This window comes from Klebsiella indica, from assembly GCF_005860775.1.
GTDB classification, from domain to species: domain Bacteria; phylum Pseudomonadota; class Gammaproteobacteria; order Enterobacterales; family Enterobacteriaceae; genus Klebsiella; species Klebsiella indica.
The window spans coordinates 164,222-182,435 of the sequence record NZ_VCHQ01000009.1; the positions used below are offsets into that span (position 1 = coordinate 164,222).

The following is an 18,214-nucleotide window of genomic DNA, read 5'->3' on the forward strand; positions in this document are numbered from 1 at the left end:
ATTATTTTATACCGTACTTAAATCACAAAGAAATTACCCACTATGACATCTACCACTTAATACCCAGAGGAATAATAAACCTCTATTGATAGCAATGTTTTTAAATAAAAAGCTATATTAATCATATAGATAAAAAATATAAATAGATACTACTTTGGTGGTAATGGTTATTTTTGACCATCTTTATAAGCTATTCCGCCTTGATCGTTATCAATTCCCAACCGCCTTCATAGCGTTACCGTCGCAGCTAATTCAGCAATGTCGATTTATCAGAGAGCCATCAGGCTCCACACAGGAGAAACCCGATGAGTAAATTCCTGGACCGGTTTCGCTACTTCAAACAGAAGGGCGAAACCTTTGCCAATGGGCACGGCCAGCTTCTCGAAACAAACCGGGACTGGGAGGATGGATACCGCCAGCGTTGGCAGCATGACAAAGTCGTGCGTTCAACCCACGGGGTAAACTGTACCGGCTCTTGCAGCTGGAAAATTTATGTGAAAAACGGTCTGGTCACCTGGGAAACCCAGCAGACAGACTACCCGCGCACCCGCCCGGATATGCCGAACCATGAACCTCGCGGCTGCCCGCGCGGCGCGAGCTACTCCTGGTATCTCTACAGCGCAAACCGCCTGAAATATCCGCTGATGCGTAAGCGCCTGATGAAAATGTGGCGTGATGCGAAAAAACTGCACAGCGATCCGGTAGACGCCTGGGCTTCCATCATCGAAGACGCCGATAAAGCAAAAAGCTTCAAACAAGCGCGTGGTCGTGGTGGCTTCGTTCGTTCTTCCTGGCAGGAAGTGAACGAACTGATTGCGGCATCCAACGTTTATACCATCAAAAATTACGGTCCCGATCGCGTAGCGGGCTTCTCGCCGATTCCGGCGATGTCGATGGTCTCTTACGCATCCGGCGCGCGTTACCTGTCTCTGATCGGCGGGACTTGCCTGAGCTTCTACGACTGGTACTGCGACCTGCCGCCTGCGTCTCCGCAGACCTGGGGCGAGCAGACGGACGTACCGGAATCCGCTGACTGGTACAATTCCAGCTACATCATCGCCTGGGGCTCTAACGTTCCGCAGACCCGTACCCCGGATGCCCACTTCTTTACTGAAGTGCGTTACAAAGGCACCAAAACGGTTGCCGTTACGCCTGACTACGCTGAAATCGCCAAACTGTGCGACCTGTGGCTGGCGCCGAAGCAGGGGACTGACGCCGCGATGGCGCTGGCGATGGGCCACGTCATGCTGCGTGAATTCCACCTTGATAACCCGAGCCAGTATTTCACCGATTACGTCCGTCGCTATACCGACATGCCGATGCTGGTGATGCTTGAAGAACGCGACGGTTACTATGCCGCTGGCCGTATGCTGCGTGCCGCCGATCTTATTGACGCGCTGGGTCAGGAAAACAACCCGGAATGGAAAACCGTTGCCATCAACACCCGCGGCGATATGGTTGCGCCGAACGGTTCTATCGGCTTCCGCTGGGGCGAGAAAGGCAAATGGAACCTCGAACAGCGTGACGGTACGTCAGGCGAGGAAACCGAACTGCAACTCAGCCTGCTGGGTAGCCTGGACGATATCGCAGAAGTGGGCTTCCCGTACTTTGGCGGTGAAGGCACTGAACACTTCAACAAAGTCGAGCTGCAAAACGTTCTGCTGCACAAGCTGCCAGTGAAACGCCTGCAACTGGCGGACGGAACCACCGCACTGGTGACTACCGTTTACGATCTGACGATGGCGAACTATGGCCTGGAACGCGGTCTGAACGACGAAAACTGCGCAACCAGCTACGACGACATTAAAGCCTATACTCCGGCGTGGGCAGAGCAGATAACCGGCGTACCGCGTGCGCAAATCACCCGTATCGCCCGTGAATTTGCGGATAACGCCGATAAGACGCATGGCCGTTCAATGATCATTGTTGGCGCCGGTCTGAACCACTGGTATCACCTCGATATGAACTATCGCGGGCTTATCAACATGCTGGTGTTCTGCGGCTGTATCGGTCAGAGCGGCGGCGGCTGGGCGCACTATGTCGGCCAGGAAAAACTGCGTCCGCAGACCGGCTGGCAGCCACTGGCGTTTGCTCTTGACTGGCAGCGTCCGGCGCGTCACATGAACAGCACCTCCTGGTTCTATAACCACTCCAGCCAGTGGCGCTACGAGACGGTTACCGCGCAGGAACTGCTGTCGCCAATGGCGGATAAATCCCGCTACAGCGGCAGTCTTATCGACTTCAACGTGCGTGCTGAACGCATGGGCTGGCTGCCGTCTGCGCCGCAGTTGGGCACCAACCCGCTGTACATCGCGCGTGAAGCGGAAAAAGCCGGGATGACGGCGGTGGATTACACCGTGAAATCGCTGAAAGAAGGCTCGATTCGTTTTGCGGCGGAACAGCCGGAAAACGGGAAAAACCACCCGCGTAACCTGTTTATCTGGCGCTCGAACCTGCTGGGTTCATCCGGTAAAGGGCATGAGTACATGCTGAAGTACCTGCTGGGTACGGAAAACGGTATTCAGGGCAAAGATCTGGGTATGCAGGGCGGCGTGAAGCCGGAAGAAGTGGAATGGCAGGATAACGGTCTTGACGGCAAGCTGGACCTGGTGGTGACGCTGGATTTCCGTCTGTCGAGCACCTGCCTGTACTCCGACATCGTACTGCCGACCGCCACCTGGTATGAAAAAGACGACATGAATACTTCGGATATGCATCCGTTTATTCACCCGTTGTCTGCCGCCGTTGACCCGGCCTGGGAATCGAAAAGCGACTGGGAAATCTATAAAGGCATCGCGAAGAAATTCTCTGAAGTCTGCGTGGGACACCTTGGCAAAGAAACCGATGTGGTGACGCTGCCGATTCAGCACGACTCCGCTGCCGAACTGGCGCAGCCGCTGGACGTGAAAGACTGGAAAAAAGGCGAATGCGACCTGATCCCAGGTAAAACCGCGCCGCACATCATTCCGGTGGAACGCGACTACCCGGCGACGTATGAGCGCTTTACCTCTATCGGCCCGCTGATGGAGAAAATCGGCAACGGTGGCAAAGGCATCGCCTGGAACACTCAGAGCGAAATGGATTTGCTGCGCAAGCTCAATTACACCAAAGCTGAAGGCCCGGCAAAAGGCCAGCCGATGCTGAATACCGCGATTGATGCCGCCGAGATGATCCTCACGCTGGCGCCGGAAACTAACGGCCACGTAGCGGTGAAAGCCTGGGCGGCGCTGAGTGAGTTCACCGGTCGCGACCATACGCATCTGGCGACCAATAAAGAAGAAGAAAAAATTCGCTTCCGCGATATTCAGGCGCAGCCGCGTAAGATTATCTCCAGCCCGACCTGGTCTGGCCTGGAAGATGAACACGTCTCTTACAACGCCGGTTATACCAACGTTCACGAGCTGATTCCGTGGCGTACGCTGTCTGGTCGCCAGTCTCTGTATCAGGATCATCAATGGATGCGTGACTTTGGCGAAAGCCTGCTGGTTTACCGTCCGCCAATCGACACGCGTTCAGTGAAAGCGGTGATGGGTGAGAAATCTAACGGCAACCCGGAAAAAGCGCTCAACTTCCTGACGCCGCACCAGAAGTGGGGTATCCACTCCACCTACAGCGACAACCTGCTGATGCTGACGCTGTCGCGCGGTGGGCCGATTGTCTGGATGAGCGAAACCGATGCTAAAGATCTGGGTATTGAAGATAACGACTGGATCGAGGTCTTTAACAGCAACGGTGCGCTGACGGCACGCGCGGTGGTAAGCCAGCGTGTTCCGGCCGGGATGACCATGATGTACCACGCGCAGGAACGTATCGTTAACCTGCCGGGTTCAGAAATTACCCAGCAGCGCGGCGGTATTCACAACTCGGTAACCCGTATCACGCCGAAGCCGACCCACATGATCGGCGGCTATGCGCAGCTGGCCTACGGCTTTAACTACTACGGTACGGTCGGTTCAAACCGCGATGAGTTTGTTGTGGTGCGTAAGATGAAGAACATTAACTGGTTGGATGGCGAAGGCAATGACCAGGTACAGGAGAGCGTAAAATGAAAATTCGTTCACAAGTCGGCATGGTGCTGAATCTCGATAAATGCATCGGCTGCCACACCTGTTCAGTGACCTGTAAAAACGTCTGGACCAGCCGTGAAGGTATGGAATACGCCTGGTTCAATAACGTGGAAAGTAAGCCAGGCGTCGGTTTCCCGAACGACTGGGAAAATCAGGAAAAATGGAAAGGCGGCTGGGTCCGTAAAATTAACGGCAAACTGCAACCTCGCATGGGCAACCGCGCGATGCTGCTGGGTAAAATCTTCGCTAACCCGCATCTGCCGGGCATTGATGATTACTACGAGCCGTTTGATTACGACTACCAGAACCTGCATACCGCGCCGGAAAGCAAGCATCAGCCGATTGCGCGCCCGCGCTCGCTGATCACCGGTCAGCGGATGAACAAAATTACCAGCGGTCCGAACTGGGAAGAAATTCTGGGCGGCGAATTTGAAAAACGCGCCAAAGACCAGAACTTCGAAAACATGCAGAAGGCGATGTACGGGCAGTTCGAAAACACCTTCATGATGTATCTGCCGCGCCTGTGCGAGCACTGCCTCAACCCGGCGTGCGTGGCGACCTGCCCGAGCGGCGCGATTTATAAGCGTGAAGAGGACGGCATCGTCCTGATTGATCAGGACAAATGCCGCGGCTGGCGTATGTGCATCACCGGTTGTCCGTACAAGAAGATCTACTTCAACTGGAAGAGTGGGAAGTCCGAGAAGTGTATTTTCTGTTATCCGCGTATTGAAGCGGGTCAACCGACCGTATGCTCCGAAACCTGCGTGGGTCGTATCCGTTACCTTGGCGTGCTGCTGTATGACGCCGATGCGATTGAAAGCGCAGCCAGCACGGAGAACGAGAAAGATCTGTATCAGCGCCAACTGGATGTGTTCCTCGACCCGAACGATCCGGCGGTCATTGAACAAGCGCTGAAAGACGGCGTTCCGCAAAGCGTTATCGATGCGGCGCAGCAGTCCCCGGTTTACAAAATGGCGATGGACTGGAAGCTGGCGCTGCCGCTGCACCCGGAATACCGTACGCTGCCGATGGTCTGGTACGTGCCGCCGCTGTCGCCGATTCAGTCTGCGGCGGACGCTGGCGAACTGGGCAGCAATGGCATCCTGCCGGACGTGGAAAGCCTGCGTATCCCGGTTCAGTACCTGGCGAACCTGCTGACTGCAGGCGATACCCAGCCGGTACTGCTGGCGCTGAAACGTATGCTAGCGATGCGTCACTACAAACGTGCGGAAACCGTTGACGGTAAACTGGATACCCGCGCGCTGGAAGAGGTGGGTCTGAGCGAAGCGCAGGCGCAGGAAATGTACCGTTACCTGGCAATTGCGAACTATGAAGATCGTTTCGTTATCCCGAGCAGCCATCGTGAGCTGGCGCGTGAGGCGTTCCCGGAGAAAAGCGGTTGCGGTTTCACGTTCGGCGATGGTTGCCACGGTTCAGATACCAAATTCAACCTGTTCAACAGCCGCCGCATTGATGCCATCGATGTGAGCAGCAAAACGGAGCCGCACCAATGATTGAACTCGTCATTGTTTCGCGTCTGCTCGAGTACCCGGATGCTGCCTTATGGCAGCATCAACAGGAACTTTTCGATGCACTCGCGTCATCTGAAAACCTGGATAAAGAAGATGCCCAGAGTCTGGCGGTTTTCCTGCGCGATCTCACTGCGCAGGAGATGCTGGATGTACAGGCAAGCTACAGCGAACTGTTTGATCGCGGTCGCGCCACGTCGCTGTTGCTGTTTGAGCATGTTCATGGCGAATCCCGCGATCGCGGCCAGGCAATGGTCGATTTGATGGCGCAGTACGATCAGCACGGCCTGCAACTCGACAGTCGTGAGTTGCCTGACCATCTGCCGCTGTATCTGGAGTATCTGGCGCAGTTGCCGAAAAACGACGCGCTTGGCGGCTTGCAGGACATCGCGCCGATTCTGGCGTTGCTGGGCGCACGTCTGCAACAGCGGGAAAGTCGCTATGCGGTGCTGTTCGATCTGCTGCTGAAGCTGGCTAATACCGTTATCGACAGCGACAAAGTGGCAGAGAAAATTGCGGATGAAGTCCGTGACGATACCCCGCAAGCACTGGATGCCGTCTGGGAAGAAGAACAGGTGAAATTCTTTGCTGAGCAGGGTTGCGGCGAGTCGGAGATTTCCGCTCACCAGCGTCGTTTTGCCGGGGCTGTCGCTCCGCAATATTTGAATATCACCACCGGAGGACAGCAATAATGCACTTCCTGAATATGTTCTTCTTTGATATCTACCCGTACATTGCCGGATCAGTGTTCCTGATTGGCAGCTGGCTGCGCTATGACTACGGTCAGTACACCTGGCGTGCGGCTTCCAGCCAGATGCTGGATCGCAAAGGGATGAACCTGGCTTCGAACCTGTTCCACATAGGTATTCTGGGGATCTTCGCGGGTCACTTCCTGGGGATGCTGACACCGCATTGGATGTACGAAGCGTTTCTGCCGATTGAAGTAAAGCAAAAATTGGCGATGATTGCAGGCGGCGCCTGTGGCGTGATGACGCTGGTCGGCGGCGTACTGCTGCTCAAACGCCGTCTGTTCAGCCCACGCGTGCGCGCAACGACCACGGGAGCGGATATTTTGATCCTTTCTCTGCTGGTGATTCAGTGCGCGCTGGGACTGCTGACTATTCCGTTCTCTGCGCAACATATGGACGGTAGCGAAATGATGAAACTGGTGGGATGGGCGCAGTCAGTAGTGACCTTCCACGGCGGCGCGTCTGAGCATTTAGAGGGCGTAGCGTTCATTTTCCGCCTGCACCTGGTGCTGGGGATGACGTTGTTCCTGCTGTTCCCGTTCTCGCGCCTGGTTCACATCTGGAGCGCGCCGGTCGAGTACCTGACGCGTAAATACCAGGTCGTGCGCGCCCGTCGCTGATACGGCTTTGCGTGCGGCTAAACCCTGCTTCGGCAGGGTTTTTTTATGCCTGTCTGCCGGATGGCGGCTGCGCCTTATCCGGCCTACGATCGGACGTCATCATGCGGTTATGCGATCATCCAGGCCAGGTAAACCGAGTGCCACCGGGCAAAACATAGAGCACAGGAATTTAATTTGGCTGGGGTGCAACAGACAAGTAATGGTGGTGGGGGAAGGACGACTCAGCGCGTTGCGCCTCGCCCTTCGGGTCGTTGCCTGCGGCAACGCTTTCTCGCTTGCGCTCGAATCGAACCTTAGTCGAAGCTTCTCATCCTTCCCCGTGAGGGCGGAATATGGGAGTAGAGGAATTTAATTTGGCTGGGGTGCAACAGACAAGTAATGGTGGTGGGGGAAGGATGACTCGGCGCGTTGCGCCTCGCCCTCGGGTCGTTGCCTTCGGCAACGCTTTCTCGCTTGCGCTCGAATCGAACCTTAGTCGAAGTTTCTCATCCTTCCCCGTGAGGGCAGAATATGGGAGTAGAGGAATTTAATTTGGCTGGGGTGCAACAGACAAGTAATGGTGGTGGGGGAAGGATGACTCAGCGCGTTGCGCCTCGCCCTTCGGGTCGTTGCCTGCGGCAACGCTTTCTCGCTTGCGCTCGAATCGAACCTTAGTCGAAGCTTCTCATCCTTCCCCGTGAGGGCAGAATATGGGGCAAGGTTATTAAAAGTAGTTTGTGTGCTTTCAGGAAATAATGGTGGTGGGGGAAGGATTCGAACCTTCGAAGTCGATGACGGCAGATTTACAGTCTGCTCCCTTTGGCCGCTCGGGAACCCCACCAGGGGTAATTCAATATGCTGCAAGTATTCAATAGCAGGGAAGGATTATTCGGAGCTAAAGCTCCTCACCCTTCGGGCCGTTGCCTGTGGCAACGTTGTCTCGCTTGCGCTCGACTCGAACCCTGGTCGAAGGTTCTCACCCTTCCCGACGAGTGCAAACTTTGCTAACGCTCATCGGTGTGACCACATCACTGTGGTGAAAAATGGTGGTGGGGGAAGGATTCGAACCTTCGAAGTCGATGACGGCAGATTTACAGTCTGCTCCCTTTGGCCGCTCGGGAACCCCACCACGGGGTAATGCTTTGTACTGGCCTGCTTCCTGTTGGGAAGCGGGGCGCATCATACCAAATGATGCGCCCCTGTAAAGTATTCCTTTACTTAAAATGAACCGTTTGCGTACTTTTCATCCGTAACGAAGTAAAGCTAATCAATTCATATCGTTGATGCTTACAGAATGATAGTGCGATTCCCATAAACAAATACGCGCTGGGCCAGTACTTTATACAATGCCCGGCTTAACACATTTTTTTCAACATCACGGCCTGCACGCATCATATCCTCAGCCGTGTAGGTGTGATCAACATGAATCACGTCCTGCATAATGATTGGGCCTTCGTCCAGATTATCGTTCACGTAGTGCGCGGTCGCACCGATAATTTTCACGCCGCGCTCATAAGCCTGATGGTAAGGACGCGCGCCGATAAATGCTGGCAGGAACGAATGGTGAATATTGATAATCTTATTCGGGAAGCGGGAAACGAATTCCGGCGTCAGGACGCGCATATATTTCGCCAGCACAACATAATCCGGCTCAAACGCGGCAATGGCGTCACCCATCTGCATATCGTGTTCTTCACGGGTTAATCCCTCATGGCTTACCAACTGGAAAGGGATATCAAACCGTTCCACCAGCGGACGTAATGTGTCATGGTTGCCGATAACGGCAGCAATTTCTACATCCAGTCCGCCATAGTTGGCTTTCATCAGCAGATCGCCAAGACAGTGCGCCTCTTTGGTGACCAGGATCACTATTCGGCGACGACCAGCCGGGGTCAGTTCGCGAATTGAGCCATCCGGCAGTGCGCTGTCGAGATCGGCCAGTAGAATGGAATCATTGAAAATGCCTTCGAGCTCGGTGCGCATAAAGAAACGGCCGGTTCGATGATCGACGAACTCGTTGTTCTGCACGATGTTCAGTTCGTGCTTGTAGCAGATATTAGTGATACGCGCGATGAGGCCTTTCTGATCAGGGCAAATGGTGCGTAGTACTTTACGTTGTAGTGAATGCATCGCGGGGAAAATCCTGTAGTGTTTGCTATTTCTGCTGCTGGCTTACTGGCCGCAGCATTTTTTAAATTTTTTACCTGAACCACAAGGGCAGAGGTCGTTACGGCCGATAAGCGGTCGTGTACCGTCGATATAGTACCACTGTCCGTTTTCTTTTAAGAATCTGGATCGTTCAATAATAACGCCGGAGTGGCTATCGTCGCTAAAACGCGCGATAAAACTGACAAAACCCTCATCTGGGCTGCGACCCTCCTCGCTAGCAAAAACGGTTAAGCCTCGCCATAGAGTGCGAGTAAAACCGCTTTCAAGGTCAGCACGAAACTGTTGTGCCTGACAAGAAGAGTGCCAGGTTTTAATCAGATACTCGGCATCCTTCATGACAAATGCGCTGTAGCGCGACCGCATCAGTTGTGACGGATCTGGCGCATGCTGCGCGCCAGACAGATAACGCTGACAACATGAGCTATACTCCAGAGCGCTGCCACAGGGGCATAATGGCGACAAAATGGCCTCCATGAAGATTAAGAAAGACGGCGCAGCAACGCCAAAGCGCATTATGTTAACTGAGGTGCGGCAATGATGCTATGCCTCGAATGGAAGGATATTGTTCAGTAATAATGAGAAAACTTAAGATCGGCCTGGCTCTGGGGGCAGGCGCGGCACGCGGATGGTCACATATTGGTGTGATTAACGCACTACAAAAGGCGGGTATCGATGTTGATGTTATCGCCGGCTGTTCCATCGGCTCGCTGGTGGGCGCTGCCTATGCCTGCAATCGACTTCCGGCGCTGGAGAAATGGGTCTGTTCCTTTAGCAACTGGGACGTTCTGAAGTTAATGGACCTCTCCTGGCAGCGTGGAGGTTTATTGCGCGGAGAACGGGTGTTCAGCCACTATCGGCGGATTATGCCCATCACGGAAATTGAATCTTGCGAGCGGCGCTTTGCTGCGGTCACAACCAATTTAAGCACCGGTCGTGAATTGTGGTTTATGGAAGGGGATCTGCATATGGCGATCCGCGCGTCTTGCAGTATGCCAGGTCTGATGTCGCCGGTGAGGCATAACGGTTACTGGCTGGTGGATGGCGCGGTAGTTAATCCGGTTCCTGTGTCTCTGGCTCGCGCAATGGGAGCCGATATTGTGATTGCCGTTGACTTACAGCACGATGCACATCTGATGCAGCAGGATTTGTTATCCCTTGAGGTGCCGCGACCGGAGGCCGGGGAAAATTACTCGTGGCATTCCCGGCTGCGTTCCCGTCTGGCGCGAATGACTTCGCGTCGGGCGGCGGTAGCGCCAACGGCTATGGAGATTATGTCCACTTCGATTCAGGTTCTGGAAAATCGTCTTAAGCGAAACCGTATGGCGGGCGATCCGCCTGATATCCTGATACAACCCTTTTGCCCGCAAATCTCCACTCTTGATTTTCATCGGGCCGGTGAAGCCATCGCGGCTGGACATCTGGCGGTTGAAAAGAAAACGGACGAGCTATTACCTTTGGTGCGCACTTCCGCGTAGTGCATTTGGCAAAGACTTAAATAAATTTCTGACAGGCGATAGCGCGAATAGCATGCCACTATTAAGTTATCGTCAGCCAGGGGAGAGATCATGACGCAGCCATTGGCGGGAAAACAGATTCTGATAGTTGAAGACGAGCCCGTTTTCCGCTCTCTTATGCACAGTTGGTTAACGTCGCTAGGTGCGACTATCGTGCAGGCAGAAGATGGCGTGGATGCCCTGCAAAAAATGTCTGAGTCAACACCGGATTTGATGATTTGTGATATTTCGATGCCGCGCATGAACGGCCTGCAACTGGTAGAACATGTGCGCAATCAAGGTCAGCAGTTGCCGATTCTGATGATTTCAGCGACGGAAAATATGGCGGATATCGCCAAAGCGCTGCGTCTTGGCGTGCAGGATATTTTGCTAAAGCCGGTAAAAGATTTCGACCGTCTGCGAGAAACAGTCTATGCCTGCCTCTATCCGAATATGTTTAATTCGCGAGTTGAGGAGGAAGAGCGCTTGTTTGAAGACTGGGATGCGCTGGTCAGCGATCCCAAAGCCGCGTCAAGGCTATTGCAGGAGCTTCAGCCGCCGGTTCAACAGGAGATGTCCCGTTGCCGTATTCATTATCGTCAACTGGTTTCGGCTGATAAGTCCGGATTAGTGCTTGATATTGCGCCATTATCAGAAAACGATCTGGCGTTTTATTGTCTGGATGTTACGCGTGCCGGCGATAATGGGGTCCTCGCCGCCTTATTATTACGCGCGCTGTTCAATGGGTTGTTGCAGGAGCAGCTTGCACATCAGGGACAACGCCTGCCAGAGATGGGAAACCTGCTAAAGCAGGTTAATCAATTGCTGCGCCAGGCTAACTTACTGGGGCAATTCCCATTACTGGTAGGGTATTACCACAGCGGTTTGAAAAATTTAATTTTAGTCTCCGCTGGGTTGAATGGCACATTGAATACAGGGGAACACCAGATTCAGATTAGTAATGGCGTTCCGTTAGGGACATTGGGCAATGCTTATCTCAACCAAATTAGCCAGCGCTGTACATCCTGGCAGTGCCAAATTTGGGGGGCTGGCGGGCGTTTACGCCTTATGTTGTCTGCGGTATAAGCAGTTGTGTTTATTTTTACACAGGTGGGATTATCGCGCATTCTTTTGCGGTGGTACTATCACTGTGTTTAATAGGTAAAAATCCTAATTCGAAGATATCTAAACCTTTTCGGACGAGATTTGCCTGAGCAGGCTGATATACTCGATAGCATAATTATTAACGGAAAGTTTAAAAAACGAACAGTCCAGGAGATTTCAATGGCTGCCTTTAATTCAAAAGTGAGAAAAGCTGTCATCCCGGTTGCGGGATTAGGCACCAGGATGTTGCCTGCTACCAAGGCTATCCCTAAAGAAATGTTGCCGTTGGTAGATAAGCCTTTAATTCAATATGTTGTTAACGAATGTATCGCCGCCGGGATTACTGAAATTGTTCTGGTTACGCACTCTTCAAAAAATTCTATCGAAAACCATTTTGATACCAGTTTTGAGCTGGAGGCGATGCTCGAAAAACGTGTAAAACGCCAGTTGCTGGAAGAGGTGCAATCTATTTGTCCGCCGCATGTGACTATTATGCAGGTTCGTCAGGGGCTGGCTAAAGGTTTGGGACATGCAGTGCTTTGCGCGCACCCGGTTGTCGGTGATGAGCCGGTTGCGGTTATTTTACCGGACGTTATCCTGGATGAATATGAATCCGATCTGTCCCGCGATAATCTTGCGGAAATGATCGCGCGTTTTGATGAGACGGGCGCCAGCCAGATAATGGTTGAACCGGTTGCGGATGTCACCGCATATGGCGTTGTTGATTGTAAAGGCCAGTCTCTGGCGCCGGGAGAAAGCGTACCTATGGTTGGCGTAGTTGAGAAGCCTAAAGCAGACGTTGCGCCATCCAATCTTGCGGTCGTAGGGCGATATGTGCTGAGCGCGGATATCTGGCCTCTGCTGGCAAAAACCCCTCCGGGAGCCGGGGATGAAATTCAACTGACAGACGCCATTGATATGCTGATCGAAAAAGAAACAGTTGAAGCCTATCATATGAAAGGCAAAAGCCATGATTGCGGTAATAAATTGGGCTATATGCAGGCTTTTGTTGAATATGGCATACGCCACAAATCACTGGGCGCGGAATTTAAAGCCTGGCTGGAAAAAGCAGTAGCGAAGTAATCGGTTACTACAGGATGACGGGCCGGGGGCGAGATTCGTTTCCCGGTTTTTTTATGTCCGCGTCGCTCAGGTCTGGTTTATTGAAAAAACTTGCCTGGACGAAGGTATTGATCGCATTCCGTGGGGAATAGCAACGGCACCTTAATGTCTCAGGATTTGAATCGTGCGGGGCAGGCAACGCCTTTCAGGGTTTTTTTAAGCCACCGGGAGCGGTGTTAATGCACGAATAAAAATAATCCCGCCGAAGCGGGATTTCTGCGCGGGATGCGATAGCTTATTACAGCAGGAAATCGTCCAGAGTTTTACCTTGCTCATCCATCGCTTTTTTGATGACGGCTGGCGTACGCCCCTGACCAGTCCAGGTTTTAGTTTCGCCATTTTCGTCAACGTAGCTATATTTAGCCGGACGCGCAGCGCGTTTGGTTTTCGTTCCCGATTTAACGGAAGTCATGCTGCTCAGCAGTTCATTTGGGTCAATACCGTCAGCAATCAGCATTTCACGATATTGTTGCAGTTTGCGAGTACGCTCTTCAATTTCTGCCGCAGCCGCGCTTTCTTCTTCACGACGTTCGTTAACGACAACTTCTAATTTTTCCAGCATTTCTTCGAGCGTTTCAAGGGTGCATTCTCTTGCCTGCGCACGAAGAGTACGGATGTTGTTCAAAATTTTAAGTGCTTCGCTCATTGTAGTAATCTCAAACTTATATTGTGGGGTGGTTTGTTGGTCTAATAATAGAGCGATAAATTCAGATGTGCAATAGGGGAGAATGTAAGGAAGTCAAAATAACTTGTTATTTGTCGCGGAAATTAATTCATTTAACTTAAATTTTATGTGTGGGTTCACATCTTTCCCGCTTATAGTTCGGCGGACAACATAAGCTAACACTCTGAGAGCATATGCTTTTTCTGATGCACAGAGAGAAAAATTATACTTTGCATGGATAAATATCTTTGCCTGTATTAGCCCGGTAGCGGTGATGATGGTTAATATAAAACCCTTGTCCGGTGCGGTTATAGCGGCAGAAAAATGTCCGTTGAAGCGTAACCGGACAATAGCGGCGTAAGCGTCCGGCGCCAGAGTGTACGAATTGCAGCCAACTCCATTCAATAAGTTATTTAATATTTTTTACCCGTCATACCGCTGATTACAGGCGGACGGGCAATAATTCAGCCCGCGTGTAGGCTTTGCACTAACAGTTCAGCATCTCGCGTCGTCTGGGGCGAGGCTGATGTTTTTTCCCTTGTCAGCTCTCACGGGATATCTGGAATGATTTTGCACCCAGGTCTTCGCAGACTGAGCATTCCCCGTAATACGCACGCTGCAGGGCCGATAGTTGAAGAAAATATATGATACAATTTTGCGGCGATAAAACACATTGATTGGGGTTACGCAGCCAATGGCACAACTTTATTTCTATTACTCTGCAATGAACGCGGGTAAGTCGACCGCTCTGTTACAGTCCTCTTACAATTACCAGGAGCGCGGGATGCGTACGGTAGTTTATACGGCGGAGATCGATGACCGTTTTGGCTCCGGAAAGGTGAGTTCAAGGATTGGTCTCTCATCTCCAGCTCGACTGTATAATACGCAAACTGACTTATTCTCGGATATCGCAGACGAGCATACCCGTCAGCCAGTTCATTGTGTATTAGTTGATGAGAGCCAGTTTTTGACGCGTGAGCAGGTGCTCGCGCTATCTGAAGTGGTGGACCAGCTTGATATTCCCGTGCTGTGTTATGGGCTGCGTACTGATTTTCGCGGTGAACTGTTTACTGGCAGTCAATATTTACTGGCGTGGGCCGATAAGCTGGTTGAATTAAAAACTATCTGTTTCTGTGGCCGTAAGGCGAGTATGGTTTTGCGTCTCGATCAGGAAGGGCGACCTTACAATGAAGGGGAACAGGTTGTGATAGGCGGCAATGAACGGTATGTCTCCGTTTGTCGTAAGCATTATAAAGAGGCCCTGAAGGAAGGCTCTTTGACCTTTGTGCAGAGCAAACAACACGCAGGCTAATATATTTGCCGCGCATTCTTCCTCTGGCGCGTTTGCAGCGCCTTATTGGCCCTCACAAGGGACATTATAACTCGCTGCGACGGTCTGCCAGAGACTTGCGCGGCAGATATAAAAAAGCCCCAAAATGGGGCTTATATTCGCTTTTTTTGCTGCGTTCAAATTAAGCAGGCTGCGTTCAAATTAAGCAGATTTCTTCGCTTTCTTGTCAGCTTTCGGCGCGGCAGCGTCTTTCTTCGCAGCAACTTCACCTTCAGTGAATTCACGGCCGTAGTAGGTATCCAGCAGAATCTGTTTCAGCTCGGAGATCAGCGGGTAACGCGGGTTAGCGCCGGTGCACTGGTCATCGAATGCGTCTTCAGACAGCTTGTCTACATGTGCCAGGAAGTCCGCTTCCTGTACGCCAGCTTCACGGATAGACTTAGGAATACCCAGTTCCGCTTTCACGCTTTCCAGCCATGCCAGCAGTTTCTCGATCTTAGCGGCAGTACGGTCGCCCGGTGCGCTCAGACCCAGATGGTCAGCGATTTCTGCATAGCGACGGCGAGCCTGAGGACGGTCATACTGGCTGAACGCCGTCTGCTTGGTCGGGTTGTCGTTCGCGTTATAACGGATAACGTTACAAATCAGCAGGGCGTTTGCCAGACCGTGCGGAATATGGAACTGAGAACCCAGTTTATGCGCCATAGAGTGGCACACACCCAGGAAGGCGTTGGCAAAGGCGATACCAGCGATAGTCGCTGCACTGTGAACGCGTTCGCGCGCTACCGGGTTTTTCGACCCTTCATGATAAGAAGCCGGCAGATACTCTTTCAGCAGTTTCAGTGCCTGCAGCGCCTGGCCATCGGAGAACTCAGATGCCAGTACGGAAACGTAGGCTTCCAGCGCGTGCGTGACGGCATCCAGACCACCGAAAGCACACAGGGACTTCGGCATGTCCATTACCAGATTCGCATCGACAATCGCCATATCCGGCGTCAGCGCATAGTCCGCCAGCGGATATTTCTGACCGGTCGCATCGTCGGTAACAACAGCAAACGGCGTTACTTCAGAACCGGTACCGGAAGTGGTAGTGATGGCGATCATTTTCGCTTTCACGCCCATTTTCGGGAACTTGTAGATACGTTTACGGATGTCCATAAAGCGCAGCGCCAGTTCTTCGAAGTGGGTTTCTGGATGTTCGTACATAACCCACATGATTTTCGCCGCATCCATTGGGGAGCCGCCGCCCAGCGCGATGATCACGTCTGGTTTGAAGGAGTTCGCCAGCTCTGCGCCCTTACGAACGATAGTCAGCGTCGGGTCTGCTTCAACTTCAAAGAAAACTTCAGTTTCAACGCCAGCCGCTTTCAGCACGGAGGTGATCTGGTCAGCATAGCCATTGTTGAACAGGAAACGGTCAGTCACGATGAGCGCACGTTTGTGGCCATCGGTAATCACTTCATCCAGCGCGATGGGCAGAGAGCCACGGCGGAAGTAGATAGATTTCGGAAGTTTGTGCCACAACATGTTTTCAGCTCGCTTAGCAACGGTTTTCTTGTTGATCAGGTGTTTCGGACCAACGTTTTCAGAGATGGAGTTACCACCCCAGGAACCACAACCCAGAGTCAGGGAAGGTGCGAGTTTGAAGTTATACAGGTCACCGATACCACCCTGAGAAGCCGGGGTGTTAATCAGGATACGCGCGGTTTTCATCATTTGACCGAAGTAAGCAACGCGTGCTGGCTGGTTGTCCTGGTCGGTGTACAGGCAGGATGTGTGGCCGATACCGCCCATTGCTACCAGTTTTTCAGCTTTATCAACCGCGTCTTCGAAGTCTTTCGCGCGATACATTGCCAGCGTCGGAGACAGTTTTTCATGAGCAAACGGTTCGCTGTCATCAACAACCGTCACTTCGCCGATCAGAATCTTAGTGGTTTCTGGTACGGTGAAGCCTGCCAGTTCAGCAATTTTATAGGCCGGTTGACCCACAATAGCCGCGTTCAGCGCGCCATTTTTCAGAATAACATCCTGAACGGCTTTCAGCTCTTTGCCCTGCAGCAGATAGCCGCCGTGGCTGGCGAAACGTTCGCGAACGGCATCATAAACGGAGTCAACAACAACAACGGACTGTTCAGATGCACAGATTACGCCGTTATCGAAGGTTTTGGACATCAGTACGGAAGCCACCGCACGTTTGATATCGGCTGTTTCATCGATAACAACCGGCGTGTTACCCGCACCAACGCCGATAGCTGGTTTACCGGAACTGTATGCGGCTTTCACCATGCCAGGGCCGCCTGTCGCCAGGATCAGGTTGATGTCAGGGTGGTGCATCAGCGCGTTAGACAGTTCAACGGAAGGTTGATCGATCCAGCCAATCAGGTCTTTTGGCGCGCCCGCAGCGATCGCCGCCTGCAGAACGATATCAGCCGCCTTGTTGGTGGCGTCTTTGGCGCGCGGATGTGGAGAAAAAATGATGGCGTTACGGGTTTTCAGGCTGATCAGAGATTTAAAAATAGCGGTTGAGGTTGGGTTAGTTGTCGGGACGATACCGCAGATGATGCCAATTGGTTCAGCAATGGTGATAGTGCCGAAAGTGTCGTCTTCAGACAGCACACCACAGGTTTTTTCATCTTTATAGGCGTTATAGATGTATTCGGAAGCGAAGTGGTTTTTAATCACTTTATCTTCGATGATACCCATACCGGATTCGGCAACGGCCATCTTCGCGAGAGGGATTCGGGCATCAGCTGCGGCCAGAGCGGCGGCACGGAAGATTTTGTCGACTTGTTCTTGAGTGAAACTGGCATATTCACGCTGGGCTTTTTTCACGCGCTCGACGAGTGCGTTCAGTTCAGCGATATTAGTAACAGCCATAAATGCTCTCCTGATAATGTTAAACTTTTTTAGTAAATCAGTAGCTCAATCCGACAGTATAGACAGAGTGTTAACAGGCTGCATTTTAATGTTAACAAAAAGAATTTTGTGCTGCTGGCTCCACCGATTGACTAAAAAAGCTGTTATTTTTCCTCTCAGGTATCGCTGCTTTCCCTCCTTGCTGTGTGTCACAAAGATTACTCACTTCTGGGTACAATTTATGTGATCTAAATCAATAATTGTCAAAGCTGATACCTTTCAGCAGGCCGATTTTTGACCTTTTTGATCAAGAGTAATGATTTATTATGCTAATTAAATGAATAAATAGTATTAAGATCTATCCCGTCAGGACGATGTCGCCTGCCATTTTGCCCCGCAAGGTAAGCGAATAATTGTCACGTACAATGTCTACGCTTCGCGCTGTACGCGTTATCCGTATCCGGAGGATGGCTACGCGAATTACGCCAGGCAGGCCCGCGCTAAATATATAAATAAAACAATGTCCGAGCTTTATTGTGACTTTATGCATAATTTAGATGAATTATGCTAT

Annotated in this window: 12 protein-coding genes, 2 tRNA genes and 4 other RNA genes; 8 read left to right on the forward strand and 10 right to left on the reverse strand. The window is 52.0% G+C overall.

The genetic code is table 11. The annotated features are described in order from the left end of the window. Positions 1 to 305: 305 nt before the first annotated feature. The 4 genes from FE839_RS08235 to narI are packed head-to-tail and all read left to right on the forward strand — an operon-like array spanning position 306 to position 6,965. Positions 306 to 4,049, forward strand: a complete 3,744-nt coding sequence (locus FE839_RS08235) for a nitrate reductase subunit alpha (protein ID WP_138360345.1) — start codon at positions 306 to 308, stop codon at positions 4,047 to 4,049. Further along, the gene (narH, locus tag FE839_RS08240) at positions 4,046 to 5,581 is read left to right on the forward strand and encodes a nitrate reductase subunit beta (protein ID WP_012132185.1); all 1,536 of its coding nucleotides are present in this window, start codon (positions 4,046 to 4,048) and stop codon (positions 5,579 to 5,581) included. The genes FE839_RS08235 and narH overlap by 4 nt, the downstream gene beginning before the upstream one ends. Next, positions 5,578 to 6,288 carry a nitrate reductase molybdenum cofactor assembly chaperone gene (gene narJ, locus FE839_RS08245; protein WP_138360346.1) on the forward strand — a complete coding sequence of 237 codons (711 nt, stop codon included), beginning with the start codon at positions 5,578 to 5,580 and terminating at the stop codon, positions 6,286 to 6,288. Before narH ends, narJ begins: the two co-directional genes overlap by 4 nt. Then, positions 6,288 to 6,965 carry a respiratory nitrate reductase subunit gamma gene (gene narI / locus FE839_RS08250; protein ID WP_138360347.1) on the forward strand — a complete coding sequence of 226 codons (678 nt, stop codon included), beginning with the start codon at positions 6,288 to 6,290 and terminating at the stop codon, positions 6,963 to 6,965. Before narJ ends, narI begins: the two co-directional genes overlap by 1 nt. Before the next feature lie 200 nt (positions 6,966 to 7,165). Here narI and FE839_RS08255 read toward each other — a convergent pair. The 8 genes from FE839_RS08255 to FE839_RS08290 all read right to left on the reverse strand — a co-directional run bounded on the left by FE839_RS08255 (position 7,166) and on the right by FE839_RS08290 (position 9,575). Beyond that, positions 7,166 to 7,297, reverse strand: a non-coding RNA gene (locus tag FE839_RS08255) — RtT sRNA. 47 nt (positions 7,298 to 7,344) lie between these two features. Then, positions 7,345 to 7,475: non-coding RNA, RtT sRNA (locus FE839_RS08260), on the reverse strand. A 47-nt stretch (positions 7,476 to 7,522) separates the two neighbouring features. Then, positions 7,523 to 7,654: non-coding RNA, RtT sRNA (locus FE839_RS08265), on the reverse strand. Positions 7,655 to 7,700: 46 nt separating this feature from the next. Then, a tRNA-Tyr gene (locus FE839_RS08270) sits at positions 7,701 to 7,785 on the reverse strand. Between the two features lie 27 nt (positions 7,786 to 7,812). Continuing rightward, positions 7,813 to 7,945, reverse strand: a non-coding RNA gene (locus tag FE839_RS08275) — RtT sRNA. A 43-nt stretch (positions 7,946 to 7,988) separates the two neighbouring features. Then, a tRNA-Tyr gene (locus FE839_RS08280) sits at positions 7,989 to 8,073 on the reverse strand. Between the two features lie 158 nt (positions 8,074 to 8,231). Next, entirely contained in the window at positions 8,232 to 9,074 is an 843-nt protein-coding gene (gene purU, locus FE839_RS08285) for a formyltetrahydrofolate deformylase (RefSeq protein ID WP_138360348.1), read from the reverse strand. A 42-nt stretch (positions 9,075 to 9,116) separates the two neighbouring features. After that, the gene (locus tag FE839_RS08290; RefSeq protein ID WP_138360402.1) at positions 9,117 to 9,575 is read right to left on the reverse strand and encodes a YchJ family protein; all 459 of its coding nucleotides are present in this window, start codon (positions 9,573 to 9,575) and stop codon (positions 9,117 to 9,119) included. Between the two features lie 113 nt (positions 9,576 to 9,688). Between FE839_RS08290 and rssA the strand changes: the two genes are divergently transcribed. The 3 genes from rssA to galU all read left to right on the forward strand — a co-directional run bounded on the left by rssA (position 9,689) and on the right by galU (position 12,793). Continuing rightward, the gene (rssA, locus tag FE839_RS08295; protein ID WP_138360349.1) at positions 9,689 to 10,588 is read left to right on the forward strand and encodes a patatin-like phospholipase RssA; all 900 of its coding nucleotides are present in this window, start codon (positions 9,689 to 9,691) and stop codon (positions 10,586 to 10,588) included. A 90-nt stretch (positions 10,589 to 10,678) separates the two neighbouring features. Next, positions 10,679 to 11,692, forward strand: coding sequence for a two-component system response regulator RssB (gene rssB / locus FE839_RS08300; protein WP_138360350.1), 1,014 nt, complete (start codon positions 10,679 to 10,681; stop codon positions 11,690 to 11,692). A 198-nt stretch (positions 11,693 to 11,890) separates the two neighbouring features. Next, the gene (gene galU, locus FE839_RS08305; RefSeq protein ID WP_138360351.1) at positions 11,891 to 12,793 is read left to right on the forward strand and encodes a UTP--glucose-1-phosphate uridylyltransferase GalU; all 903 of its coding nucleotides are present in this window, start codon (positions 11,891 to 11,893) and stop codon (positions 12,791 to 12,793) included. A gap of 277 nt (positions 12,794 to 13,070) precedes the next feature. Here galU and hns read toward each other — a convergent pair whose 3' ends face one another. Beyond that, the gene (hns, locus tag FE839_RS08310) at positions 13,071 to 13,478 is read right to left on the reverse strand and encodes a histone-like nucleoid-structuring protein H-NS (protein ID WP_138360352.1); all 408 of its coding nucleotides are present in this window, start codon (positions 13,476 to 13,478) and stop codon (positions 13,071 to 13,073) included. Positions 13,479 to 14,190: 712 nt separating this feature from the next. Between hns and tdk the strand changes: the two genes are divergently transcribed. Next, positions 14,191 to 14,808, forward strand: a complete 618-nt coding sequence (tdk, locus tag FE839_RS08320) for a thymidine kinase (protein WP_138360353.1) — start codon at positions 14,191 to 14,193, stop codon at positions 14,806 to 14,808. 180 nt (positions 14,809 to 14,988) lie between these two features. On the opposite strand, the gene adhE is transcribed toward tdk, so the two are convergent. Continuing rightward, entirely contained in the window at positions 14,989 to 17,664 is a 2,676-nt protein-coding gene (adhE, locus tag FE839_RS08325; protein WP_138360354.1) for a bifunctional acetaldehyde-CoA/alcohol dehydrogenase, read from the reverse strand. Positions 17,665 to 18,214: the final 550 nt, after the last annotated feature.

Coding starts and splice junctions, on each gene's coding strand:
- rssB (WP_138360350.1), top strand. CDS start 10,679: ATGACGCAGCCATTGGCGGGAAAACAGATTCTGATAGTTGAAGACGAG.
- FE839_RS08235 (WP_138360345.1), top strand. CDS start 306: ATGAGTAAATTCCTGGACCGGTTTCGCTACTTCAAACAGAAGGGCGAA.
- narJ (WP_138360346.1), top strand. CDS start 5,578: ATGATTGAACTCGTCATTGTTTCGCGTCTGCTCGAGTACCCGGATGCT.
- narH (WP_012132185.1), top strand. CDS start 4,046: ATGAAAATTCGTTCACAAGTCGGCATGGTGCTGAATCTCGATAAATGC.
- rssA (WP_138360349.1), top strand. CDS start 9,689: ATGAGAAAACTTAAGATCGGCCTGGCTCTGGGGGCAGGCGCGGCACGC.
- narI (WP_138360347.1), top strand. CDS start 6,288: ATGCACTTCCTGAATATGTTCTTCTTTGATATCTACCCGTACATTGCC.
- galU (WP_138360351.1), top strand. CDS start 11,891: ATGGCTGCCTTTAATTCAAAAGTGAGAAAAGCTGTCATCCCGGTTGCG.
- hns (WP_138360352.1), bottom strand. CDS start 13,478: ATGAGCGAAGCACTTAAAATTTTGAACAACATCCGTACTCTTCGTGCG.
- purU (WP_138360348.1), bottom strand. CDS start 9,074: ATGCATTCACTACAACGTAAAGTACTACGCACCATTTGCCCTGATCAG.
- adhE (WP_138360354.1), bottom strand. CDS start 17,664: ATGGCTGTTACTAATATCGCTGAACTGAACGCACTCGTCGAGCGCGTG.
- tdk (WP_138360353.1), top strand. CDS start 14,191: ATGGCACAACTTTATTTCTATTACTCTGCAATGAACGCGGGTAAGTCG.